This window comes from Mesorhizobium sp. YR577, from assembly GCF_900116595.1.
GTDB lineage: Bacteria > Pseudomonadota > Alphaproteobacteria > Rhizobiales > Rhizobiaceae > Mesorhizobium_M.
Genome location: NZ_FPBI01000042.1, coordinates 1 through 22,453 on the forward strand (window position 1 = coordinate 1; position 22,453 = coordinate 22,453).

The 22,453-nt window shown below is 59.8% G+C and carries 21 protein-coding genes; 4 read left to right on the forward strand and 17 right to left on the reverse strand.

Going from position 1 to position 22,453, the window contains the following annotated elements; genetic code table 11:
* Window positions 1–513 precede the first annotated feature (513 nt).
* From BM413_RS30880 to BM413_RS32890, 15 genes are all read right to left on the reverse strand, one after another.
* Complete coding sequence (locus BM413_RS30880) at window positions 514–1,995, reverse strand: S8/S53 family peptidase (RefSeq protein WP_175544511.1); 1,482 nt, start codon at window positions 1,993–1,995, stop codon at window positions 514–516.
* A gap of 11 nt (window positions 1,996–2,006) precedes the next feature.
* Entirely contained in the window at window positions 2,007–3,056 is a 1,050-nt protein-coding gene (locus BM413_RS32880) for a phosphatase PAP2 family protein (RefSeq protein WP_175544512.1), read from the reverse strand.
* 14 nt (window positions 3,057–3,070) lie between these two features.
* On the reverse strand, window positions 3,071–4,777 hold the full coding sequence (locus BM413_RS30890) for an AfsR/SARP family transcriptional regulator (protein WP_091918679.1): 1,707 nt from the start codon (window positions 4,775–4,777) through the stop codon (window positions 3,071–3,073).
* 180 nt (window positions 4,778–4,957) lie between these two features.
* The gene (locus BM413_RS30895) at window positions 4,958–5,608 is read right to left on the reverse strand and encodes an adenylate/guanylate cyclase domain-containing protein (protein ID WP_091918680.1); all 651 of its coding nucleotides are present in this window, start codon (window positions 5,606–5,608) and stop codon (window positions 4,958–4,960) included.
* 402 nt (window positions 5,609–6,010) lie between these two features.
* Entirely contained in the window at window positions 6,011–7,222 is a 1,212-nt protein-coding gene (locus BM413_RS30900; protein ID WP_091918681.1) for an MFS transporter, read from the reverse strand.
* Window positions 7,210–8,433 carry an aminotransferase class V-fold PLP-dependent enzyme gene (locus tag BM413_RS30905; protein ID WP_091918682.1) on the reverse strand — a complete coding sequence of 408 codons (1,224 nt, stop codon included), beginning with the start codon at window positions 8,431–8,433 and terminating at the stop codon, window positions 7,210–7,212. Before BM413_RS30905 ends, BM413_RS30900 begins: the two co-directional genes overlap by 13 nt.
* 15 nt (window positions 8,434–8,448) lie before the next feature.
* On the reverse strand, window positions 8,449–9,915 hold the full coding sequence (locus BM413_RS30910) for a phenylacetate--CoA ligase family protein (protein ID WP_091918683.1): 1,467 nt from the start codon (window positions 9,913–9,915) through the stop codon (window positions 8,449–8,451).
* Window positions 9,916–10,811: 896 nt separating this feature from the next.
* Window positions 10,812–11,711, reverse strand: a complete 900-nt coding sequence (locus BM413_RS30915) for a homocysteine S-methyltransferase family protein (protein ID WP_091918684.1) — start codon at window positions 11,709–11,711, stop codon at window positions 10,812–10,814.
* A complete protein-coding gene (locus tag BM413_RS30920) occupies window positions 11,708–12,400 on the reverse strand; it encodes a GntR family transcriptional regulator (RefSeq protein WP_091918685.1) in 693 nt (230 codons plus the stop codon). The genes BM413_RS30915 and BM413_RS30920 overlap by 4 nt, the downstream gene beginning before the upstream one ends.
* Before the next feature lie 9 nt (window positions 12,401–12,409).
* A complete protein-coding gene (locus tag BM413_RS30925; protein ID WP_091918686.1) occupies window positions 12,410–13,186 on the reverse strand; it encodes an ABC transporter ATP-binding protein in 777 nt (258 codons plus the stop codon).
* Window positions 13,183–13,869, reverse strand: a complete 687-nt coding sequence (locus BM413_RS30930) for an ABC transporter permease (RefSeq protein WP_091918687.1) — start codon at window positions 13,867–13,869, stop codon at window positions 13,183–13,185. Before BM413_RS30930 ends, BM413_RS30925 begins: the two co-directional genes overlap by 4 nt.
* A 1-nt stretch (window position 13,870) precedes the next feature.
* A complete protein-coding gene (locus tag BM413_RS30935; RefSeq protein ID WP_280141876.1) occupies window positions 13,871–14,590 on the reverse strand; it encodes an ABC transporter permease in 720 nt (239 codons plus the stop codon).
* Between the two features lie 7 nt (window positions 14,591–14,597).
* Complete coding sequence (locus BM413_RS30940; RefSeq protein WP_210189011.1) at window positions 14,598–15,455, reverse strand: transporter substrate-binding domain-containing protein; 858 nt, start codon at window positions 15,453–15,455, stop codon at window positions 14,598–14,600.
* 48 nt (window positions 15,456–15,503) lie between these two features.
* Window positions 15,504–16,691, reverse strand: coding sequence for a M20 metallopeptidase family protein (locus BM413_RS30945; RefSeq protein WP_091918688.1), 1,188 nt, complete (start codon window positions 16,689–16,691; stop codon window positions 15,504–15,506).
* Window positions 16,692–16,747: 56 nt separating this feature from the next.
* Window positions 16,748–16,960: a DUF6065 family protein gene (locus BM413_RS32890; RefSeq protein WP_139238705.1), complete on the reverse strand. Its 213-nt coding sequence runs from the start codon at window positions 16,958–16,960 to the stop codon at window positions 16,748–16,750.
* 386 nt (window positions 16,961–17,346) lie between these two features.
* Between BM413_RS32890 and BM413_RS30950 the strand changes: the two genes are divergently transcribed.
* Window positions 17,347–17,679 (forward strand): type II toxin-antitoxin system RelE/ParE family toxin, encoded by a 333-nt coding sequence (locus BM413_RS30950; RefSeq protein WP_091918701.1) that lies wholly within the window; start codon window positions 17,347–17,349, stop codon window positions 17,677–17,679.
* The gene (locus BM413_RS30955; protein ID WP_091918689.1) at window positions 17,676–17,957 is read left to right on the forward strand and encodes a helix-turn-helix domain-containing protein; all 282 of its coding nucleotides are present in this window, start codon (window positions 17,676–17,678) and stop codon (window positions 17,955–17,957) included. Before BM413_RS30950 ends, BM413_RS30955 begins: the two co-directional genes overlap by 4 nt.
* Window positions 17,958–18,032: 75 nt before the next feature.
* On the opposite strand, the gene BM413_RS30960 is transcribed toward BM413_RS30955, so the two are convergent.
* Window positions 18,033–18,566, reverse strand: coding sequence for an IS5 family transposase (locus BM413_RS30960; RefSeq protein ID WP_091918690.1), 534 nt, complete (start codon window positions 18,564–18,566; stop codon window positions 18,033–18,035).
* Window positions 18,567–19,050: 484 nt separating this feature from the next.
* A complete protein-coding gene (locus BM413_RS30970; protein WP_091918692.1) occupies window positions 19,051–19,959 on the reverse strand; it encodes a LysR family transcriptional regulator in 909 nt (302 codons plus the stop codon).
* A 293-nt stretch (window positions 19,960–20,252) separates the two neighbouring features.
* On the opposite strand from BM413_RS30970, the gene BM413_RS30975 reads away from it, so the two are divergent.
* Together BM413_RS30975 and BM413_RS30980 are read left to right on the forward strand one after the other, a co-directional pair.
* A complete protein-coding gene (locus BM413_RS30975; RefSeq protein ID WP_175544515.1) occupies window positions 20,253–20,456 on the forward strand; it encodes a tautomerase family protein in 204 nt (67 codons plus the stop codon).
* Between the two features lie 273 nt (window positions 20,457–20,729).
* Complete coding sequence (locus BM413_RS30980; RefSeq protein WP_091918693.1) at window positions 20,730–22,319, forward strand: GMC family oxidoreductase; 1,590 nt, start codon at window positions 20,730–20,732, stop codon at window positions 22,317–22,319.
* Window positions 22,320–22,453 lie beyond the last annotated feature (134 nt).

Genomic DNA, 22,453 nt, shown 5'->3' on the forward strand with positions numbered 1-22,453 from the left:
AGGCCGACAAACGCAGATTTCTCGTCATGATGCTGATTCCCCTCGGAAAACAGCGCCACGCGAGCATCCAAAATCATCGAATGTGAGTCAGACCCCAAAAGGGACCCCAGCTTTCGGTGTTGAGAGGCCGGCCATGAACCGTGGGGGAAGCGCTCCGGTAGAGAAAGAGCGGCCAACGATAATGGCGACGCGGACGGCCCCGATCCTGAGGCGCGGTGCAAGGTCAACGATGTCGCCCTCAAGCTTGCGCGCATCGCCGCAGCCAATGATAACGCACCACCGGCAGGATTTGACCGAAATCGACACTTGCTAACCGTGGAGATTTGAAGGTAGCCGGCGCAACCACTTTCTGCATAAATCACTCGCCGTTTCGATCTGATGACATGCTTTGTTGTCATCCGTGCGGATTGTCGTGGTCACTGACATAAGCCGTGCCGCGTTACGCGAGCGCCGCTGCGGGACACACGTTTGAGGATTATCTGGCGGCCGGAATCAGGCGTGCGCTCACCTGCACTATTGAAGCAGTAGGTTGAGGTTCAGCATACCAGCGCCAAACTGCTGACGAAATTCCAACTGTTTTTCGCCATTGAACGCATCCGGCTTGAGTCTCACATTTCCGGAAAGCCAAGGCCAAGAGACATCGCTTACGCCACAACTTACGACTTTCGCCTTTGCCTGAGAGCCGTTTAAGAGTTTCTTAGTGCTGCCCCTGTACTTGGCTTGAAGCAAGGCTACCGCCCCGGCAACGATCGCGGACGCCCCCGAAGTACCCCCGAATACCGTGTAAAGTGCGGCTCTGTCCGCATTCTCGGCATCGTCTGGCGCGGTTCCCGTCAGAAAACCCTCCGAATATCCATGCATTCCTGGGATATCGACCGTGAGAAGACCTTGGGACGCATATGCGACCTTTTTGATCGTGTTGCCGTAGACATAAAAGTTGTGGTCGCGCCAGCAGGGAGCTTCCCTATCCAGGCGGAACTGATGGCGAGTATAGGCTTCCTCGTCGTCGGACGGCGCGACGATCGTCAGCGAATTGTCCCCGGGATCGCCATCATAGTTGGAATAGGCTGATCTGTTGGCGAGGTAAGTAACCGAACCGACAGAAATGACTCCGTTGACTTCGCCGGCCTTGTTTGCCGGGTAGATGACGCGGTTCAATCCGTCATTGCCTGCTGCGCACACCACCGGAATGTCCTGGCTGACGGCTTCGAAAAGTTTCTCGAAGAAATCCCAAGCTGGCTTCGCGTGGTTGATCGAAGTGTATCGCGAATCTCCATATCCTTGCTTATATGCAGGAGCCCGCCACGGGTCAGGAGCCTCCCGCGGAAAATGAATCACCGAGACTTCCCTGCCCCAAGCGCAGAGGAACGCGAGGATAAGCTGCTCGGCAGTCGGCTGTGCCGAAACTTCGATCGGCAGTAGTTTAGCCCCCGGAGCCACGCCCCAATAAGGAATGGGACCTTCGGCGTCGCTGCCGACCACCGGCGCCCCGACAATGAGACCGGCGCACGAGGTTCCATGAGCTGAATATCGCATCCGCGAAATCTGCACCACATTCTGGCGGACACCCCTTCCCGATTTCAGATTCTCGAGCAACGAGCGCTGCTGCATATCGGAACCGGCAAGGCTTTCGGCCATCTTCCAGGCGGGTTCCGTTATCAGGCTGTCGGCCAGCTGCTCCTCAGGCCCGCAATGCAGGCCGGCGCCCTTTGGAGTGACGTAACTCATGCCATAAGGGTGCGAGGCAAAGCTGATGGCCTCCAGGACGCGTGGATGGAGATTCGGATGCACTCCATTCACCCCCGTATCGATCTGGGCGATGGTCTCGCCCATACCCGGTTCTGGTGTGCCTAGTTTGTCCCACGCATCGCTGGTCAGGATATATCTCTCGTCCCCGCCATCTCTTGCCACCTTCACCGCACCAATGGCGATAAGATGCCAAAGGTAGTGGTACCAGTCATAGCACTGATTTCCCTTGTCCCTTGATACAGACATGGAGATACCCCCTATCTTTGCCATTCCCGTTGCGCGCGCCGGATAACGTCGTCCATTGCCTCCACCAGATATGGTGTGATCCTCACGGCCAGTTCTTCGCCTGCATCCGTATCGCTTTTGAAGTGCAAGCCAGCACGTTCCCGGTTCTCGGCTACTCGCCGTGAGCGTTCGAAAAGCGACGTGACGCCAGTATGCTCGGGCAACATCCGTTGCAGGACGGATGCAACTGCGAAGGACTGGAAAGAGTGATTAGACGGATAAGACGCATGTGCCGGCACAGGCAAAAGCGGACGCAGACGTGGCTCGATGATGTTCGGCCGAAGCCGCTTGAAACGATCCTTGTAGTAGAGGCCGATTTCCTCTGCGATTTCGAGGATCGCAACGATCAGGCTTCGCGTCGCCTCGAAGCCACCTGCCGTGTCAATTCCCAGCGGGGCTGTGTAGTCCGAAATCTCGAATGTCGCCTGCCGCCGTATTTCCTCGCATAACAGAGGATTCGTCGCGCGTGCATCCTGAAGCGCCATAAGTTCGGCGGCTTCGGCAAGGCTTTCAGCCGGCCCCGGCGGTGGCGGGATCGCGATGTTTTCCCAGATTGCGCCGTGAAGCTTGGTTTTGTTATCTAGCACGATGCGGTGCAAGGTGCGTTTTTCCTGCCAGGACGGAAGCGCATCGGCATCGAGATCAAAGCTGTCCTGCCCTCTGCCTCTGCCCCGGCCTCTTCCACGGCCGCGCCCGCGACCTCTACCTCTTCCACGACCTGCACTGGACCCAGTCATTGCGGACTGTGAAAGCCGCGCTATACCTTTTTCCGGGTTGTCGGAAACCACAATGACGAATTGTCCATTCAGGATACCGAAGCTACGTTTTCGATTCTTGAAAGTGCTCATCCATGCGGGAAGAGCCTGAGGTGGAAAATCTTTGAACTGTAGCTCGACGTATTTGGCGAGGCTGTCTTCGACGTTATCTTCCTTCCCAAGTCCAGGCCACGAGTACTCTTTCAATTCGCTCTGTCTGACCTGATATCTTGCGGCTCCCAAGTCTGCTGTGGTCACCATGATCAAGCCTTTCCTCAAATTCAGTTGGCATATCTTGGCAAAACGATCCGGGAGAGCCCGCTCTGGATAACCGACACCCCGAGAACTCCGGCGATCGGGTAGTCCACCTCACGCAGCAGTTCCAGGGAGAAATCGGGCTCCCATTCGCGGAGCCGATCGACAATGCGCACTGCATCCCCTTGCTGGCCCAGATGCCCATGACAGGCTGCCGAATATCTCAACGCGGGAAGGAAGCCGGGCTGCCTTGCCAGAACGAGTTCGCCAAACTGAACGCCCTCTTTGAACCGACCGCTCAGGGTGGCCAGGATGCAGCATGTCGTGTCTATGAAGTACCTGTAGCCAGGAGGCCCACCCAGAGTTCGGGCTCGCAGAGCGTCAGCGTACCCTTGCTGAACTTCACCGAGATAGCCCAGTGTCAACGCACGCATATCCCAGCAAAGCGCCTGCAACGGATTTGCAGCGATCGCACGATCGGCCAATTCCAATGCGTATCGATATTCGTGAAACACGAACGAATGAGCATGCGCCGCCAAGGAAAGAGTGATGGGGTTGAAAGGCCCCATTTCGAGGGCCTGGCGGGCACATTCCCGAACCTGCTCATGAAAAGCTCCGGACCGGGCTACCCGTCTTTCGCCAAGGCGCGTCACCTGGACAAAAAGCAGCCAGCCGAGGTAGGTGCTTCGGGGTTCGATCTCAAATGCTTCAGCCAGCATGCGTTCGGCAGCATCGAGGTCCGCGTCATGCAAACAGAAAATCTGATGAATTGCCGCAAAGGCTAGCCGGGACGCATGGTTGCGGGGCTGGTTCCGCGCCGTGCGGGGGTCGAGCGCCACGTCCAGAATACCGAAGGTTGCCTGATTGACGAAAGCCATCAACCTCGGGCTTCCCGCATTACCCAAGTCGGCCTGCTCGAAGAAAACGCTTTGCGACCACGCCACCCGCCTCTCGCCAGGAGCTATCAGGCTGAAAGTAAGCCCGACCTGCTCACCGAAGACCATCGCCTCGGCCTGGAGAAACCAGTCCACGAGTCTGATCCCCGAATCCTCCGCGGGTCGCAGGCCAGCTCGATAGTCGATCAAATCCACGATCTCGAAATCCAGAAGCGATCTTGCCACCAGATTCAGCGCCATATTGGCCACCGATTGAACGCAGACGCTGTCAGCAGAGCCTTCGACAATCAGTCCCAGGCAGATGCGCTTGGGCACAGAGATCAGTTGCTTCTGTTGTACAAGCAACTGGAAGGCTTGAACGTGATTTGCTTCCGACTTCCTGGAAGCGGCGCTCAGTCGGCTCCTCTGCTCGCGGAGCCATTCTTCGAATTCAGGATCTCGGATATCGATCCCTTCAAGCAAGTCTTGCGCTCTTGAATGAGCGTCGTCGTTCCCGATGTCGAGTTCGATCAGGTCTAGGTGAAGGCGAACAGTATCCCGATCACTGGTCAAGAGATCGCGATCCACCTCACGAAAGAGTTTGCGAAGTTCAGACAATTCCTGACGTAGGCTTGCCGCGCCCTGATCTTCACCTCGGGTACTCCAGAGCATGCTCTGGAGCCACTTGCGGCTTCGCGCGCCATTCGGCGAAAGAGCAAGAAGCACCAACAAGGCTTTCGAGCGCTTTCCGCGCGGAGTTACGTCCAGACCATCAGCGCGGGAAACGGTGAATGGCCCGATCAAGCGAAATTTAATTCGACCTGCAGAGCTCACATTGCCCTCATTGGCCAAGATCATGAAGATGATTTGCCTAATTCTTCCGATTTGCAATAGATAGATCTATATATTATGACAAACTATTCAGGAGAATGGATCCAGGATTCATCTTTAATGAATTAATACTTTCTACTTCATAGAGTTGAAGGCGAGTTAGGATACCCCGATTTCAACTGAAGATTGATTTATGTTCCGTTGTTTTCACAGATGTTGTTCTGTGGCGCTGAACGCCGTGACTTCCACCTGCCTCAATGGAATCGCGCTCCAGGCGTGCTTGGTATGCGCGCCGAGCCTGGCAAGACCGAGCGTTGCCTTGCTGGCGGTGATTATCGCGTCCACATTTCGGACGGTCGCACCTTTGCCGGCCTGCTCGACGCGGCGGGCAATGTTCACGTTTAAGCCGAACACAAATGGCGCATGCCCATCGGGATCATTCAGGAGCATGACATCACCAGAATGCAGACCGATTCGTATCCGGCGTAGCGGGAGGCCGCTCGACATCCTCCTGGCATTCCATTCCGAGATTTTCACCGCGAGGTCAGCGACCGCCAGGAGGCCGCGTCGAGCTGTCTCTCTTGGCGTCATCTCAGTTCCAAGCCACAGAGCCAAGACACCGTCGCCGGTGAAACTTTGGACGATACCACCGTGCTTTCGAACGATAGCCTCGATGACATTTGCCTGCTCTGTCATGAAACGGGCCGTTTCGAGGAGGCCCAGTTCCACGGCCAGCCCGGTTGAATCTTCGATGTCGGTAAACATGATCGTTGCAGGCGTGCATTGGAAGCTGCCAGCAGCAAAGGTCGGAATCGCCGACCGGGGAGTTCGGGAAACAACGATGACAGATTGGGTCATGGCTCAGCCTCCATCAGCAAGCCGCTCTTCACCAAAGCTGCCTAATAATAGTTTCACCCCGCAATCCAAGCGTCAGACAGGCGTGTCCAAATCGTCAAAAATTCGGGAAATCGCGTAGCTTTCTGCACAAGATCATTCACATCGGCATGGATGGTTTCTTAGCCAGAGACCCATGCACCAGCTGAGCGATTCATTCACTCGTCTTCGTGGCATGTCGACACGCCGATCGACTTAACCCAACTCAACGCCGACTTCAGCCAATCGGCATGCGGCCAGGCATGGATAAAATCCCGCAAAGGGCCGCAGCGTCTCTATTGGCATTTGCCACGGACGCTCTCCTTGCTAGAAATACCGTCCAACCTGTGCGGCCTCTCGTCCGGAGCCATCCCTCATCAAATGGTGTCACGGCGCAAAGCGAGGTTTCACAGCGCTGGCAAGGATTACCCCGAGCAGGCAAAACGAAGTCGCGGCAAGTGCAACGATGAGTATGTTCCAGCCCATGAGCACGTAAAAAGCGCCAGCGCCAAGCGCACAGACGGCAATGATCGCGAACTCAAGCAGCTCATTGAACCCCTGTGCCGTCGCCCGTTCCTCAGGATCTGGAATACGGGCAAGAATCTCCGTAGCGCTTACATATACGAAGTTCCAGCCCGCGCCGACTAAGAATAGTCCTAGCGCGAACGGGATGAACGCCTTCGCTTCAAAGAGGCATCCCAATCCGCCGATCATGACGATACCGCCAGCGCTCAAGAGCTGACGCGCCGAATACTTTGAGACGAGCCGGGAAGCAAACATCGATGGGATGAACATGCCGATCAGATGTAACTGTATGATGCCTCCGGTCGCTCCGACGCTGAGGCCGCAACCTACAGCTGCAACCGGCAAAGCCGTCATGGCGGTTACCATCACGCCGAAGGCGACCCCCGAGGCCGTCAGCGCCAAACCGACGGTGGGCCGCTTTAGCGCCGAACCCAGGCTGCGTCCGACGTGGGCCACCGGAACTCGTGATCGCTTGTCCTCTATGCCGAAGGCAAGGATGGCCGATGAGACCGAGAACAAAGCGACTGCGGTGTAACTGCCCAGGAACATCGGTGGTGCGAGGACTGCGTCGAGGAGTGCGCCGAATTGCGGGCCGACAAGCACTCCGACCAGGCTTAGACCGATCGTCCAGGCGACAGCCTGGCGAATTGCGCTTTCCGCTACCGATTCGGCGGCTGCGAAGCGGTAGTATTCCGAAGTTGCTTGAAACACACCAAACACGGCGCTTCCAGCACACAGGAGCGGAAATGACTGAACGACGATCGCCGTCATGCAAAGGATAGCGGCAGCCAAACCTGCGAACGAGCCGAAGATGAAGCACGTCTTTCTCCCCAAGCGTTGCATCAGGAGCGAAAGGGGAAAGGTGACGAGTGCGGTCGCGACATGGATCAGGGCGAATGGCAACGTAGCCAGTATCTTGTGATCGGCTAGATAAAAACCTGCGAGGCCGCTCACCACTAGGCACACCGCACCAGCGGCCGTGTATGTCATCTGGCAGCTCGCCAGGCAAAATAGGTTGCGCGACCACAAGGTTTCTCGATGCGACTGGAACTCGTTTGTCATCAGGCCATCCATTTCCCGGTCCGCTGGAAACGCGTCAACAGCACGCTCAAAGCTTCACCGGCGCGAGTGATTTCGGCAGGTTCGTTATAGAAATGAGCAGATAGCCTCAGGGTGCCTCCCGAAAGGCCCAAACTTTCATGGAGAGGGTACGTACAATGGAAACCTGCCCTGGCCATCACCCCGAACTCATCGCTGAGGGCGGCCGCGATTGTATCGATCGGGACAACGGCGCCAGGCGCGAACACGCTGACGATCGGTACGGTCGACTCCTCCCGGGAATAAAGCCCCTGGCAGGCAGGTAATTGCCTCACCAAATCCTTAAGGCACGCGGCAAGTGTCCGGTTGCGGTTCTGAATCCGTTCCCAGCCAATTTTACCGAGGTAGTCGACGGCGGCGGCCAGTCCAAGTACACCACTGATGTTTGGAGTGCCCGGTTCGAGGCGACCAGGCAAAGCCTTCAGCGAATAACAATGCCGCGTCACTTCGGTGACGCAGCCACCGCCGAGGGCCGTCACTTCGATCATCTCAAGGGCATTGCGCCTTCCGCTCAGTACGCCAATGCCGGGCGGTCCCAGCATTTTGTGGCCACTGAAGGCAAGAAAATCACAACCGATCTCCTGGACGTCCACCGGGAAATGGGAGATCGCCTGCGCGGCGTCCACGCAGCTAAGAGCGTTGGCCTCGCGGGCTAGCCGGCAGATCTCTCTGGCAGGCTGCACTACGCCGAAAACATTTGAAACATGCGCAAACGTTAGCAGGCGCGGGCGATGCTTCGCCAAGGCATCTGCCACCAAGTCGAGGCTGACCGCCTTGTCGGGTGGCACGTCCAGCCAGACGACCTGACCCGCACGCATCCAAGGGAGGATGTTGGAATGGTGTTCGGAGCTGAACACGAGGATCCTATCAGACTTGGCAAGACAAAGCCCGGACGCCACCACGTTGATCGCTTCTGTCGCATTCTTGACGAAAATCACATCGGCGGGGGCAACGTTGAGGAATTCTGCCATCGTCCATCTGGCGGCCTCGTGTAGTTCCGAAGCTTCTTCCGACAGAGCATGGTTACCTCTGTGTACGTTGGCGGTTGCTTCAGTAGCGTGCCTGCGCTCAGCCTCAATTACCTGGCGAGGTTTGAGCGCTGTAGCCGCCGAATCCAGATAAACGATCTGACGCCCTGCCACCCGGCGTTCGAGCATCGGGAAGTCAGATCGAAGGCCGGATAGCATTATGGAAACGCCTCCCTATGCCACCGGACGCACCAGTGGGTACTTTAAGGAGGGCAGCGGTCGCAGCGCGCGAACTTCCCTAACCCTTAGAGAGGCTATGCCAATCTCCTCGGAAAAAGCCTCCCGTAGCTCGCTTGCCTTGAAGCTTCCGGATTCGGACGGAACGACTTCCGCACAATACTCATTGTTTCGAGCATACACCTGCGCAAATGCAATCCCTTTGATTTTAGCGACCACATTGTCGACCTGCCGAGTGGTTACACAGCGGTAGCCCACTCGCAGCGTTTCCTGAGAACGTCCGTGAAAGACCAGAGTGCGCCAGTCGCTGAGCGGGCATTCGCAGTCGATGTCAGACCACGCCGCCAAATCGCCAATCTCGTATCTGAAAAGAGGCATGACCTCGCTGGCGTGCGTGGTTACCAGCACGTCGCCGACCTCATGCGGCAAACCAGCGGTCTTGGAGGGTTCAATCTCCACAAAACTGTGGTTTTCGAAAACGTGCCAGTTCCCACACCGACAACCGACTGCCACCTCCAGGCCGCCGCATTCCGTAGCCGAATAAATGTCATACACGGGAGCTTTCCAGGCGGTCTCGATCGCGAGGCGTTGCAGCGTGGGAGTGTATTGGTAAGTTGTAAGCACCAGAGAAACCGACGGCAAATGCAAGCCAAGTCCCTTTGCCCGGACTGTAAGCCAATCTAGATAGACCGGGTTCGCAACCAGAATATCCGCGCGGAAACTCTGAAGATCCTCCGCAACCTGGCGGACGAAACTATCGTCCGCGTGAAAAATGTCATGACTTCCGGCAATTTGAAGCGTCGTTTGGTTGATAAGGCGATCCTCGCGCACCGCCGATACCAAGCCGCAATACCTGACAGTACAGTTGGGGCTTGTGATCACCGCGACCCGAATGGCTTCAGGCAGTGGCGCGATACCCCATACCTGTTCTGGGCAAGGCGGCAAGTGGTCGGAGCGGAGTTGAGCGACCACCCGCAGCCGCTCGCCTGACGAGCCGCTCGTCTGGGCGATTTCGAGCGACCCATCTGTCAGCCCGTCTGCTAAGTTGACTTCGGGATCCAGCAAGTCAGCCCAATGCACGCGGAGATCGGCTTTTGACAGCCGAGGAGCGTGGGGCAGCCTTAAGTCAGATTCCGCCTCCAGGCCGCGACCATTATTGCGATAGTAAGGAACAGTTTCCTTCAGCCTCCGAACAAAAGCTGTCAGAACGGCATCTCGGTGCAAGTCCGCAAGCTGCTTGCGCCACGGACGCTGCTTGGCTCGCAAGATGCCAATAGGAATATCTTCATCCAAGAAACCTAAAGGGTCAACGAAATTGGCTACCGCTTCCGACAGAAGCGCTGTCTGATGTAAGTCCTCGTCAATGCCTGCTAGTTCGACGTGAAACTGGGTTCTGGTATCAAGAAGGCGCACGGACTCGGCCGTTTGTTCGCAGACAACCTTGCTACACAGTTTCCGGCGCACCCAGTCTCTCCTTGGACCGAAGTTCCCACCAACTATCAACTATGAAGAGACTCGCCCCTGCCGCCTTAGCTGCAGCCGCAATTACACTGTCTGGACCTTTCAATTTTGCCCAGCCGTCGGCAGTAAAGCCTTGGCGCAATATACCCCATCTTCGTCGATGTGTAAGAGCTGGAGGTTTCGCACCTCCAGCCCCTGACCTGAACGCTACCTGCTAGCCCGCAGTATGCACGGTTTAGAGGCCTTGCCGGACTGCTTAGCCGACAGCGGCATGAGTTTGATTGTCATCTTTTCCTCCTTTTGCGGCGTCAAATTCTTTAGCACGGTGTACGTGCATCAACAAGTAATAACGTACCTGATCTTCGCTTAGAAAGAAACGTACGATGTATATCTCGTGATCTACTATTGTAGATCACGCCTAATTAAACCCTTCTATAAACTTGCGCACGCAATGCAAGTCTCCGTCAACCGCGGACTGAAGCGCGACGAGAACTAGCCCATCGGGGATGGGATCAGCAACGACGCAGCTTTCATCAAGACAAGCACCGGGACTCATTACAATTGGCCGGCAATCGGTACCCTCTATCAGCTCCTCAAGACCAAAGAGGGTTTATAGACCTGGTTAAGTTGGTTGCAGAGGTAGGATTTGAAGCTGTGACCTTCAGGTTGCGAGACACATGGCGCGGTAGCATCTAGTTAAGGACGCTATCGAAACGCCGATGCAGAACATGCGGCAAAGCTCGGCATGGACGGCATTGCTGTGTCTGCACAGGGCTGCCGCAACCTCAACATCGACCCGATGCTGGTTCAGGTCCTCTCGCAGATCAGGGAGCCCATCCGCCACCGCCTACGCATCATTGCTGACAGCCGGCGAAATCGCCTTACTCAGGCGCGATTCCTCAATTTCCACTGCTGCCCATATGCCCTGCCAGATGGTGGATATGATCGGTACCGATGCCGCAACAGCCCCCGATGATCGAGGCGCCCTTTGCGGCCCAGCCATCGGCCCAGCCGCAGTAGGAGTTCGGGTCGAGATCGGCCCGTATGTCCGAGATCACCTCATTGGCCGCGCCATCCTCGTCCTGCGAGCCGAAAGCGTTGGCGTAGACGCCGAGCGACAAGCCGGGAGCCGCTGCACGAGCGGCCTCAAGTGCCGCGCCCATCACCTCGGGCATGGAGCAGTTGAAGAGCAGCGCATCCGCGCGCGCATCCCGCGCGAAGAGGGCTGCATCGGCCACGCTCTCCCCGGATCGCAATTGCGGCTCGGGCATGTCCTGCGGCGCGACATCGTCCCTGAGTGTGAAGGACAGCCAGACCGGCTTGCTGCTGCCGCGCACCGCCGCCGCGGCGGCCCGCGCTTCCTCAAGGCTGCTCTGCGTCTCGGCGAGCCAGAGATCGACATGCGGCGCGAGACCTGCGACCAGCACCGAGAGGTAATCCTGCGCAAGATCGGCGCGGAACAGCTCTGGCTGATAGGAGCCGAACACCGGCGGAAGCGAACCCGCGACCTTCACGCCTGCCCCCGTATCGGCGGCCTCGCGGGCGAGACGCCCGGCCAGCGACGCCAGCTCGGCGCCACGCGCGCGAAACCGCTCCTCTCCGATATGGAAAGGCACCAGCGCGTAGGAATTGGTGGTGATGACTTTCGCGCCCGCACGCACATAGTCTTCATGTACGCGCCGAACGAGCTCGGGCGCTTCCATCAGCGCCAGCGCGGACCATTCCGGCTGGCGGAAGGGCGCGCCGATGCGCTCGAGTTCGCGGCCCATGCCGCCGTCGAGGATGGTGATGTCGTTCATGCCTGCTCCTGTTGCGGTGGCGCCGCGCCGTGTGAATGAAGTTCGTGAAAGCCGGTCACATCCAGCTCGATCGATTCCGCGATATGATCGCGGACCGCCTGTTCCGCCGCGTCGGGGCTTCCCGTCATCAGCGTGTCGAACAGGCGCTGATGGTCGCTGACCAGCGGCTTGCGGCAAGGCCAGTGCGCCTCGGACCAGCGATAGAGCCATTCCATCTTGTCGGCCAAGAGCCCGTGGCGGCGGATGAGATGCTGGTGCCCGGTCTGCTCGACGAAGCTCGCATGGAAACCGAGATCGGCCGCCACCCGCGCATCCGTGCCGGCATCGTTGGCAGCAGGCAGCGCTGCAAAGGCGGCCTCGACCAGCTTGGTGCCGAATTCGGTGCGACGCTCCGCCAGGATGCGCGCGCCAAGCCCCTCGAAGGCCGCGCGCAGCGTATAGATTTCCCAGATCGCCTGCGCGTCGAGCACTGCTACGCGCCAGCTCGAATAAGGCGTGCGGGTCACCAGCTCCTGCGCTTCCATGGCAAAGAGCGCCGAGCGAACCGTGCCACGGCCGAGGCCAATGCGGTCGGTCAGGTCCAGCTCGGTTAGCATCGCGCCCGGCGCGAAATCGCCCCTGACGATGGCTTCGCGCAGCCATTCGGTGGCCTGATCCTGAAGGCTCTTGCGCTGGATGGGTTGACGCATCACGGTCCTCTAGCGATTGCGGTCGAAATGGCCGCTGAGAAAGGCGCGGCAACGTTCCGACGAAGGATTGCCGAATAGCTGCTCCGGCGTTCCAGCCTCCTCTATCAGCCCTTGATGCAGGAACACCACCTGCGACGAGACCTCGCGCGCAAAACCCATCTCATGGGTGACGATGAGCATGGTACGGCCTTCGTCGGCCAGAGCGCGGATCACCTTCAGCACCTCTCCCACGAGCTCCGGGTCGAGCGCCGAAGTCGGCTCGTCGAACAGGATGGCGCGGGGCCGCTGGGCGAGCGCGCGCGCGATCGCCACGCGTTGCTGCTGGCCGCCGGAAAGATGTGCGGGCCAGGCGTCACGCTTTTCTGCGAGCCCGACCTTTTCCAGAAGCGCCGTTGCTTCCTCTTCCGCTTCCGCGCGGGGGCGCTTCTGGACGAAGAGCGGTGCCTCGACCACGTTTTGCAGCACGGTGCGGTGCGGCCAGAGATTGAAATTCTGGAAGACGAAACCGAGATGGCCGCGCATCCGCCGCGCCACGGATTCCTGGCCGCGCGTAAGCCTACCTCCCTCGGGCGAAAGACTGTCCTCACCCACCGTCACTGTTCCAGCATCGGGTATTTCCAACATGGGTATGCAGCGCAGGAGGGTGCTCTTGCCCGAGCCGCTCGCCCCGATCAGCGAGATGACGTCGCCGTCCCTGGCGGAAAGGTCGATGCCGCGCAGCACCTCATTGCTGCCGAAGCTCTTGTGCAGGCCGGCGATGGAAAGAGCGGTGGAGGGGAGGCTCATGGCGTCACTCCGAACTGCCAGGGCGAAAGACGGCGCTCGACCCATGCCGAAAGCCGCGTCACCAGAAGGGACAGCGCGAGATAGATCACTGCCGCACATAGGAAGATTTCGACCGCCCGCCATGTTTCAGAGACGGCAGCGCGGGCGATGCCCGTAACCTCCATCAGCGTGATGGTGGAAACCAGCGCCGTCGATTTCAGGATCGAGATCACCTCGTTGGAATAGGCCGGCAGCGCCTGCCGGATGGCGATGGGCAGGGTGATGCGGCGCAGAACCGCAAACCGCGTCATACCCGAGACGCGCCCCGCCTCGACCGCGCCTTTTGGAACGGAGCGCAGGCCACCACGCAGGATTTCGGACGTATAGGCCGCGTCGTTCAGGATCAGCGCCAGCAGCCCGCACCAGTAGGGCTCGCGCAGGAAGGGCCAGAAGAAACTCTGCCGGACGAAGCCGAAGCCCGCCAACCCATAATAGATCATGAATATCTGGATCAGCAGCGGAGTGCCGCGAAACACGAAGACATAGGCCGACGCGACCGCATTGCCTATCCGCGTGGCGCGCATGAGGTTCAGGGCCAGCGCGAGGCTGAACCCGCCCAGCAGCGCCAGGATGCCAAGGTTCAACGTCAGCGGCAGGCCCTTGAGAAGCTGGGCGAACATGCCCGCGAAGAAGTCGAAATCCATCTCAGACCCCGCCCTGCTCGTGCCCGCGCAGGCTGCGCTTTTCCGCGAGGCGGAAGAACTGATCGGAAAGCGTGGTGATGATCAGGTAGATCACACCTCCCGCCGCATAGAAGAGGAAATGCTCCTGCGTGGTGCCCGCCGCGACCGAAACCTGACGCATGGTCTCGACCAGCCCGGTCACGGAAACGAGGGCGGATTCCTTAATCACCGACTGCCACTGGTTGCCCATGCCGGGAACGGCCGTCGCCATGGCCTGCGGCGCGATGATGCGGCGGAACAGGGTGAACCGCGTCATGCCCGAGACGCGCCCCGCCTCGATCGTGCCCTTCGGTACCGCCTGATAGGCCCCGCGCAGCACCTCGGACTGGCTGGCGGCCGAGATCAGCCCGATCGCCAGCATTCCGGACACGAAGCCGCTGATGTCGAACGGCCCCGGTAGGCCGAGCGCGGTACCGACGGCAGTGACCACCTGACGGCCGCCGAAATAGAAGAGGTAGATGACCAGGATGTCCGGCACGCCGCGGAAGATCGTGACGTAGATTTCGGCCAGCTTGCGCAGCGGCCAGTTGCCCGCCACCCTCGCCCAGGCGATCTGCGTGCCGAGCATCAGCCCGCAGAAGAAAGCCGAGACCGAGACATAAAGCGTCATGAGGCCGGCGCGCGCAAGCGCCAGCCCCCATCCGTCCGGCCCGAAGCCGATGAGTGTCAGGTCGCCGGGCAATCCCGCCTCAGAGCGTTGGCGTCACGACCATGCCGAACCACTTGTTCGACAGGTCGGCCAGCGTGCCGTCGTCCGACATTTCCTTCAGCCCCTTGCTGAGCAGCCCGGCCAGTTTCTTGTCGCCCTTCTGCACGACGATGGCCGCGCCGCGCCCCATGACGCCGCCCATGAAGGATGGGCCGGTGGCCGTGGCGGTCTCGACGTTCTTTTCGAGGAAGGCCGAGATGTTGGTGACGGAGGCCATGCCGGCGTCGAGCCGCCCGTTGGTCAGGTCCTGATAGACCTCGGGGCCGGTCTGGTAGGAGCGGATGGTCACGCCCTTGTCGGCCAGATACTTGTTGAGGAAGTCAAACTGGATGGTCGAGACATGGACGCCCACGGTCTTGCCGTTCAGCACCTTGGCGATTGCCGCAATGGCTGCATCGGTGGCGGCCGCATCGTCGAGATCGACGAAAGTACCGGCGCCCGGCAGCTCGATGCCGCTTTCCTTCATCACCGCGAAGGTTGAGCCTCCGGTCGTGTAGGGCAGCGAGAAATCGACCACTTCGAGGCGCTTGTCGGTGACCGAAACGGAGTCGATCACGCCATTGTACTTGCCGTCGATCAGCCCCTGGATCATGCCGTCCCAAGCTTGGGCGATCACTTCGTAGTCGAAGTCTGCGCGCTTCGCGATCTCTGCAAGCATGTCCAGCTCGAAGCCGTACAGTTCGCCGTTCGGGCGCGTCATGTTGAAAGGCGGGAACGCGCCTTCGGTAGCGAAGACATATTTCTTGCGGCCCTGCGCCAGAAGGGCGGAAGGAGTGACGGCAAGCCCGGCGACGGCTGCGAGGCCCATGCGCAGGAAGGTTTTGCGGGTAATGTTCATGCGGAAATCATCCTTGGCAAAAAAGGTTGAGGCGGAAGGTTTGGCCGATCAGGAAAGCAGGTCTACCGCCATGCGCGTGAGCGCGATGGCGCTTTGCCCGATACAGGCTTCGTCGGGCTGGTAGTCGGAATTGTGCACGCGGTCGTCGCGGCCGGGCTGGCCCGAGCCGATGAATATCTGCACCGAGGGCATCAGTTCGGAGAAATAGGAGAAGTCCTCCGCTCCGAAGCTCGATCCCTGCTCGACATGCGGGGCTGAGCCGAACTGGTGGCCCAGCACGGAGAAAGCGCGGTCAACCAGCGCGTCGTCGTTTATCAGCGGCGGCGCGCCGCGCACATAGTCGATCTCGACGGTGGCGTTGAGCGCCTGCGCCGTGCCCTCGCAGATGCGGCGGAATGCGGCCTCGGCCAGATCGCGCGCCTGCGGCGAACGACAGCGCACCGTGCCCTCGAACATGCAATCATCGGGAATAATATTTTGCGTCGCGCCGCCATGGATATGGCCGACGGTCAGGACGGCGGACTGCGCCGGGTCCATCTCGCGCGAAATCACTGTCTGGAGTTGGGCGATCATGTGGGCGCTGGCGACGATCGGATCGACGGCGGCATGGGGCCGCGCCGCATGGCCCGACTTGCCGCGCACCACCACCTTGAACTCGTCGCTTGACGCGGTACTCGCGCCGCGATTCAGCAGCACCTGCCCTACCGCCAGCTCCGGGCGGTTGTGGAAGGCGACGGCAATATCGGCGCCTTCAGCCGCGCCGTCCGCCACCATCGCGGCCGCGCCGCTCTCCTGCGTTTCCTCGGCGGGCTGGAAGACGAGGCGGACCGAGCCGCGTAGGCTCGGCGCGAGCGAGACCAGTGCATGGGCCGTTCCCAGCAGCGAGGCGGTGTGAAGATCATGCCCGCAAGCATGCATCCTGCCGGAAACAGTTGAGGCGTACGGCAAACCGGTCTGCTCCTCGATCGGCAAGGCATCCATGTCTGCCCGCAGGATCACGCAAGGTCCGGGAAGGCCGCCCATGATCTCGGCCACCACGCCGGTTCGGCCTATGCCCGTGCGAACGTCGAGCCCCAGCGCGCCCAGCTCCCCTGCGACCAAAGCGGCTGTGCGGATTGTGTCGAAACCGGTTTCGGGATGGGCGTGAATGTCGCGGCGAAGCGCGATCAGCCGGGGCTCGATCTTGCGTATAAGCCCTTCGATTTCGGGGCCGGGGTCGTTGCGACGGTCGGACATCAGCTTTTGCGCCTTTGAAAATGGTGTGCCCTGCTTGATGCTACGGCCGTTTATTGTCAAGGATCGACAATCGATGATTGCGCACCAAAATAGAATGGATTTCCCCTATGGAAAGTCAGCACGCCATGGCCGAAATGTGAACTGACCAATCGGCCAACGCGCTCTTTGTCATCCAACGCCCTGATTGACATGCTGGGAGTCCCGCCGGCACCGCTCCAGGTCACTTGGAAAGCAGCCGGCGACAAAATCCGCCGGTCGGTCTTGTCCATCCACTCCGTGCGGATCGGCCGGGCATAATTACCGGCGAGTCGAATTCCAGCGGATAGCAAGTCAAACCGGGCACTAAACTCTTGGCAGCCGTCTTTATCGTTCGAGGATGGCCATCAGGCTTAATCGTTTCCGTCATTGCCCGTCCCGCAGCGGAGTGGCCGGGATCGTCTCGGTTGGGGCGACGCCCCTCGGCACCGCATTAATGCGAAAGGATCTCGCGCAATTGGCGCGTCTGTCCCGGCGCTGCATGAAGGATCGTCACGCGCATGCGCGCAAATCCGGTACGGGGTTGCGTGGAGCCGGCCTGCCGGCGGAATAGAGCATGGTCTGAAAGGGCGTGTCATGAAAACTTGCCCCTTTATACAAAATCTTGTATAAGCTTCACATGGGTAAGAAAATGAAGTTTCGGGGACGGTCCCTTGACGATCTTAGGGCTTTCCCGGGTTCAGCCCGACAGGAAGCAGGATACCAGCTTGACAAGGTGCAAAACGGCCAATTGCCAACTGACTGGAAGCCGATGCCGACGATCGGGCAGGGTGTTCAAGAAATCAGGATTCGAGATGACGGCAATGCGTTCCGGGTCATCTATGTGGCCAGGTTCGCGGATGCGGTCTACGTATTGCATTGCTTTCAGAAAAAAACGCCGAAGACCGGTAAGCTGGATCTGGACCTTGCAACGAAACGCTACAGGGAACTGGTAGAGGAATTGGGACAATGAGTGAGCTGTCTTTCACCAGCGTCTGGGACGCCATTGAAGATACTCCGGCCGAAGCGGAGAACATGAAGCTGCGGTCTTCGCTGATGATGGCGCTTGAGCAGCATATCCGCACGCAGGGGTGGACCCAGGCAGAGGCCGCGCGTCACCTTGGCGTCACGCAGCCGCGTGTCTCTGACCTGTTGCGCGGCAAGATTGGCCTGTTTGGCCTCGATAGCTTGGTGAACATGGTGGCCTCGTGTGGCCTGCATGTAGAGCTGCGGATTCTCGAAGCCGCATAACGGCAAGCGCCCTCTTACTTCTGATCTGCCCTCACGATCTGTGCGAAAGTGCCGGTCAATGAGATCGGGCTTCGATCATCCAGGTGGCGTGGCATCATGCAGCCGCGCAAAAACCTGTTTCCAGGTTTCGTAGCTGGCATCCGAGCCTTCACAGCGCGCCAGCAACGCGCACCAGGCGCGAACGGACCCGATTTGATTCTTGCTCATGGCGGACAAAACGATGCGTCGCCAGTCTTTGAAGCGGCAGAACATGCGTTCGACGACGTTGTGCTGTTTGTAGATCGCGCGGTCATAATCGTATTGGATCTTGCGATTCTTGCGGGGCGGAATGACGGGCTCGGTGCCACGCTCGACCAGCCATTCCCGCAGCGCCTGGCTATCATACCCCTTGTCGGCGACAAGTTCGGCAGAGGGTGGCATCGCACCGATGCAGAGCTGCGCAACCTTGCAATCGTGCACGTTTCCGGGCGTTAGGAGCAGGACGCAGGGGCGGCCCTTCTCGTCGCAGACGGCGTGGAGCTTGGTGTTTCGTCCGCCTTTCGTGCGGCCGATACCATGAGCCAAGGCCCCCCTTTTCCGCCGCCCGCACAGCGGTGGACCTTGATGCAACTGCTATCGATGAACAGCCGGTCCGGCGCATCTTCCGCCCCTGCCAGCGCACTGAAGATGTCTTCCCAGATGCCGCGCTCTGCCCAGCGGACAAACCGATTATGATTATAGAGCGTCTTCTTGGGTCCATAGACGTTGGCGCAGTCGGCCCAACGCCCCCCGCAACGAAGAGCATGAACGATCCCACTCAACACACGGCGATCATCCACGCGAGGCTTGCCGCGCACGTCGGTCGGAAGCAGTGGCTCGATCCGTGCCCACTGTGTATCGGAAAACCAAAAGAAATCAGCCAAATCACTGCCTCCGTGATCAGGCAGTGAATCACGATCTTCCGACCCTGGAAATGCCGTTATGGGTCCGGACCCTAGCGGTTTACGGCGGCTTTCGGCGCGCAGATGCGCCATACTCCGGTGGACCGGCATCTGCCTGGGCAAGTATTCGGCAGTTTCACAAGAATAGTGGATGATCAGGGCGCGCTGGCGGCTTACAGCTCGCCTCGCTGTCCCTTCTCCGACAAAACATCCACAACGTGACGCACTCGGGCCAGAAGATGGCGGGTCTTAGGCCATAAGGCATAGATGCCGACAGGCACCGTTCCATATTCGGGCAGGACTTCGATCAAACGCCCGTCAGCCAGCCCCTTTACGACCAGCGACCAAGGCATTTGCGCGATCCCAAGTCCCGCTATAGCCGCCTCCACCACGGCCGAGCCGTCGCCAATTTCGTGTGTCGGCACGACATGCAAGCGTTCCATCGGGCCAGATTCCCGTGCAATCCGGTAGCCGATCGGCACGTCTCGCCTGACCCCCGTGATACAGTCGTGACGATTGAGGTCCTCCGGCGTCCTGGGAGTTCCTTTCCGCGCAAGATATGACGGTGCTGCGACCAGCGGCGCGCGCTGCTCGGCCAGCTTTCGCGTGATGAGGCCGGTGGTGTCCGCGGTTTCGCCGAACCGGAGGACGAGATCGACGCGCTCTTCGAGAGGATCGATGATGCGATCCGTGAAGGTCATGGAAAGATGCAGCCCGGGATGCTCCCGCGCGATCTCGGCCAGGATCGGCAAAAGGACCTCGCGACCCCAGGCCGCTGGCCCGTCGACACGCAGCCTTCCGGCAATGTCGCTGTTACCGCTCGACAGAAAGGTTTCGGCTGCACTGATCTCTTCGAGTGCCCGCCGTGCGACGGCAAGGTAGGCTTCTCCGTCGGTGGTCAGCACGAGACGGCGTGTACTGCGGTGAATGAGCTCCACGCCAAGCCGGGCTTCGAGACGGCTCACGCTCTTGCCGACGGCGGATTTGGTCACCCCCAGCGCGCGGGCGGCTTCGGTGAAGTTCAGGTGTTCTGCTGCCTCGACAAAGGCCTGAACGCCGGCGAGATGATCTATTTGCCCCATTTAAACACTTTCTGCTCCTGCACCGCTCCGGGCGAGGATCGGCCCAGACACCTTGATTGATCGCCGCCCGAAGGTTCCCCCACAAGGCCCGCCCGCCCGGTTTGCAACGAGTACGTAGAGACCCAGGCCGGAGGGTGAATCACTCGGCGGCTCTCCGGCAGATTGACGACCACAACTCTACACAGAGTCGCTTTCGTCGCCCCTTTAATTGCCGCCAGGACACAGTAAATTATTGCATTGTCATTTGCCACAGTCGAGAAGCGATCGGGCACAGAGATGAAGGAAAATGTATCATGCCGGTAGTCAGAGTGAGTTGGTTCGAAGGCAAGGACTACGAACAGAAGAAGAAGGTCGCTGCGGAAATCACCGAAAGCATTGTTCGCAACACGGGAACCGACGCGAGCTATATCTACGTCATTTTCGAGGATGTTGCTCCCAGCGACTGGGCTGGCGCAGGAAAGCTGTTCGGTGAGCCGCCGACCGATCCCAAGGGCTGATCCCGGAAAAGAGAGGCGGTTTGCTCGACTATTTGCCGGCGGAGATTCCGCAGCTTCTCAGTTAGAATACACCGCCTCGCCGTAATATATCATCAGACCTGAACGCTATCGTTAGGTTTGCGAGGCCCGTGGAGGCGACAATCATCGCCTCTGCCACACCCTCTCCCTTTGAAGCATATTTGCCGTTATAGCCACTGACTACATGCTAGCGGTGACTGACAAACGCGCCGAGGACGGCGCCACCTCTGACCTCTGTAGCAGATTGGAACCCCAATGACCGAGTTTGACTATATCGTTGTCGGCGCAGGCGTCGCCGGATCCGTACTGGCCGCAAGGCTGAGCGAAAATCTGAAGGTGACCGTAGCCCTTGTGGAGGCGGGCGACGAAAACCCAAATGACATTGGCCGCAGTCAGGGGGGCTTCGTCCGAACGTGGAATTCCGACAAGAACTGGGCCTATGCGACCGTTCCGCAAGAGGGGCTCGGGGGGCGCAGCATTGCCCACCCACGCGGTCGGGCGGTGGGTGGTTCGAACGTCCTCAACATCGGGGCATGGTTGCGCGGTCGGCCTGAAGATTACGACGCGTGGGAAGCGGCCGGCGCTGCGGGATGGACCGGCGCCGCGGCGGTCGAAGCCTTCCGCAAGGTCGAGAATACAGACCGCGGACCTGATACGCTGCGAGGCCAGAATGGTCCGATCCACATGGAGGACATCTCCACGCCGACTGATCTTTCGGAGAAACTTCGCGATGCCTTCGTCGAGATCGGTCTGGGCGCGCTCGGTGATTCCGCCGGGGCCGATCCGTTTGTCGCCGATCGTTACCAGACGCTGTTCCGCAACGGCGTTCGCAGCACGGTCGCCGACGACTTCCTGACGCAAGAGGTTCGTGCGCGCGACAACTTCACCATCGTGACGGACGCTCATGTCCTGCGGGTGGTGATCGAGGACGGGCGAGCCACGGGGGTCGTGATCCGCGATGGCGACGGCGTTCGCACCCTGAGCGCGCGGCGCGAGGTCATCCTTTCCGCTGGCGCGTTCAACACGCCGCAAATCCTCATGCTGTCCGGCGTTGGTCCGCGTGAGCATCTGGAAGCCCTGGGCATCACGACCCTTGTCGATTCACCGGCAGTCGGTGCAAATCTACAGGATCACATCTATTCGCACGCCTACACGATGGCGAAATCGGGTGTTGATGGTTCCGTCCCAATGGGCTTGTCCGACGCTGATGCAAATCAGTGGCTGAACGATCACACGGGCCGGGCGAACTACTTCCCTGAAAACGGAGTAGGTTGGGCGACGCTCGGGGACGCCAAGGTTCCCGACATCGAACTTCTCCTGTCGTACAATACGTCGCCGGGCGAGTTCGGGAATGTGAGCGACGCAGAAAGCCGCTCGGGCGTTACCATCGGAGCGGTGATGCTGCAGCCCAAGAGCCGTGGCACAGTGCGTCTGGCGTCGGCCGACCCGTATGCCAAGCCTGTCATCGATCCTCGCTATCTGAGCGATCCGGCAGATATCGGCACGCTCGTCAGCGGGCTGCGCATTGCTCAGCGCATAGCCTCGGCCTCTGTGCTGGCACCTTGGGCGGAAGCCGTGTTTCCTCCAAAGGACGCCAGTGACGAGGAACTTGCCGCCTTTGTGCGCAAGGACATCGGCACTGTTTTCCATCCGGTCGGTACGGTCAGAATGGGGGCGGCCGACGATGCCGCCGCCGTCCTGGGCCCGGACCTCAAGGTGAAGGGAGTGGCTGGTCTGCGCGTGGCCGACGCGTCGGTGATGCCGAGCCTCATCCGTGGGCACACCATCGCCCCGACCGTCTTCATCGGATATCGGGCAGCGGAGCTGATCACCGCCGAGGCCTGATCGATAGGACGACGTGTCTGGACGCAAACCGGCCATCGAGGCGGCTAGCGTTCGTGGGACGTGTGGAACCAAGGCGTCAGGAGCAGGCGGCCGCTGACGCCGCCTGCTTCCAGTCGTCTATGCGCCACCCAGTC

Bases quoted from the DNA above. Each gene is read 5' to 3' on its own strand.
- BM413_RS30950 (WP_091918701.1), top strand. From the start codon at position 17,347: ATGGGTAAGAAAATGAAGTTTCGGGGACGGTCCCTTGACGATCTTAGG.
- BM413_RS30955 (WP_091918689.1), top strand. From the start codon at position 17,676: ATGAGTGAGCTGTCTTTCACCAGCGTCTGGGACGCCATTGAAGATACT.
- BM413_RS30930 (WP_091918687.1), bottom strand. From the start codon at position 13,869: ATGGATTTCGACTTCTTCGCGGGCATGTTCGCCCAGCTTCTCAAGGGC.
- BM413_RS30880 (WP_175544511.1), bottom strand. From the start codon at position 1,995: ATGTCTGTATCAAGGGACAAGGGAAATCAGTGCTATGACTGGTACCAC.
- BM413_RS30945 (WP_091918688.1), bottom strand. From the start codon at position 16,691: ATGTCCGACCGTCGCAACGACCCCGGCCCCGAAATCGAAGGGCTTATA.
- BM413_RS30920 (WP_091918685.1), bottom strand. From the start codon at position 12,400: ATGCGTCAACCCATCCAGCGCAAGAGCCTTCAGGATCAGGCCACCGAA.
- BM413_RS32890 (WP_139238705.1), bottom strand. From the start codon at position 16,960: ATGGACAAGACCGACCGGCGGATTTTGTCGCCGGCTGCTTTCCAAGTG.
- BM413_RS30940 (WP_210189011.1), bottom strand. From the start codon at position 15,455: ATGAACATTACCCGCAAAACCTTCCTGCGCATGGGCCTCGCAGCCGTC.
- BM413_RS30890 (WP_091918679.1), bottom strand. From the start codon at position 4,777: ATGATCTTGGCCAATGAGGGCAATGTGAGCTCTGCAGGTCGAATTAAA.
- BM413_RS30980 (WP_091918693.1), top strand. From the start codon at position 20,730: ATGACCGAGTTTGACTATATCGTTGTCGGCGCAGGCGTCGCCGGATCC.
- BM413_RS30975 (WP_175544515.1), top strand. From the start codon at position 20,253: ATGCCGGTAGTCAGAGTGAGTTGGTTCGAAGGCAAGGACTACGAACAG.
- BM413_RS30915 (WP_091918684.1), bottom strand. From the start codon at position 11,711: ATGAACGACATCACCATCCTCGACGGCGGCATGGGCCGCGAACTCGAG.
- BM413_RS30895 (WP_091918680.1), bottom strand. From the start codon at position 5,608: ATGACCCAATCTGTCATCGTTGTTTCCCGAACTCCCCGGTCGGCGATT.
- BM413_RS30970 (WP_091918692.1), bottom strand. From the start codon at position 19,959: ATGGGGCAAATAGATCATCTCGCCGGCGTTCAGGCCTTTGTCGAGGCA.
- BM413_RS30900 (WP_091918681.1), bottom strand. From the start codon at position 7,222: ATGGATGGCCTGATGACAAACGAGTTCCAGTCGCATCGAGAAACCTTG.
- BM413_RS30905 (WP_091918682.1), bottom strand. From the start codon at position 8,433: ATGCTATCCGGCCTTCGATCTGACTTCCCGATGCTCGAACGCCGGGTG.
- BM413_RS30925 (WP_091918686.1), bottom strand. From the start codon at position 13,186: ATGAGCCTCCCCTCCACCGCTCTTTCCATCGCCGGCCTGCACAAGAGC.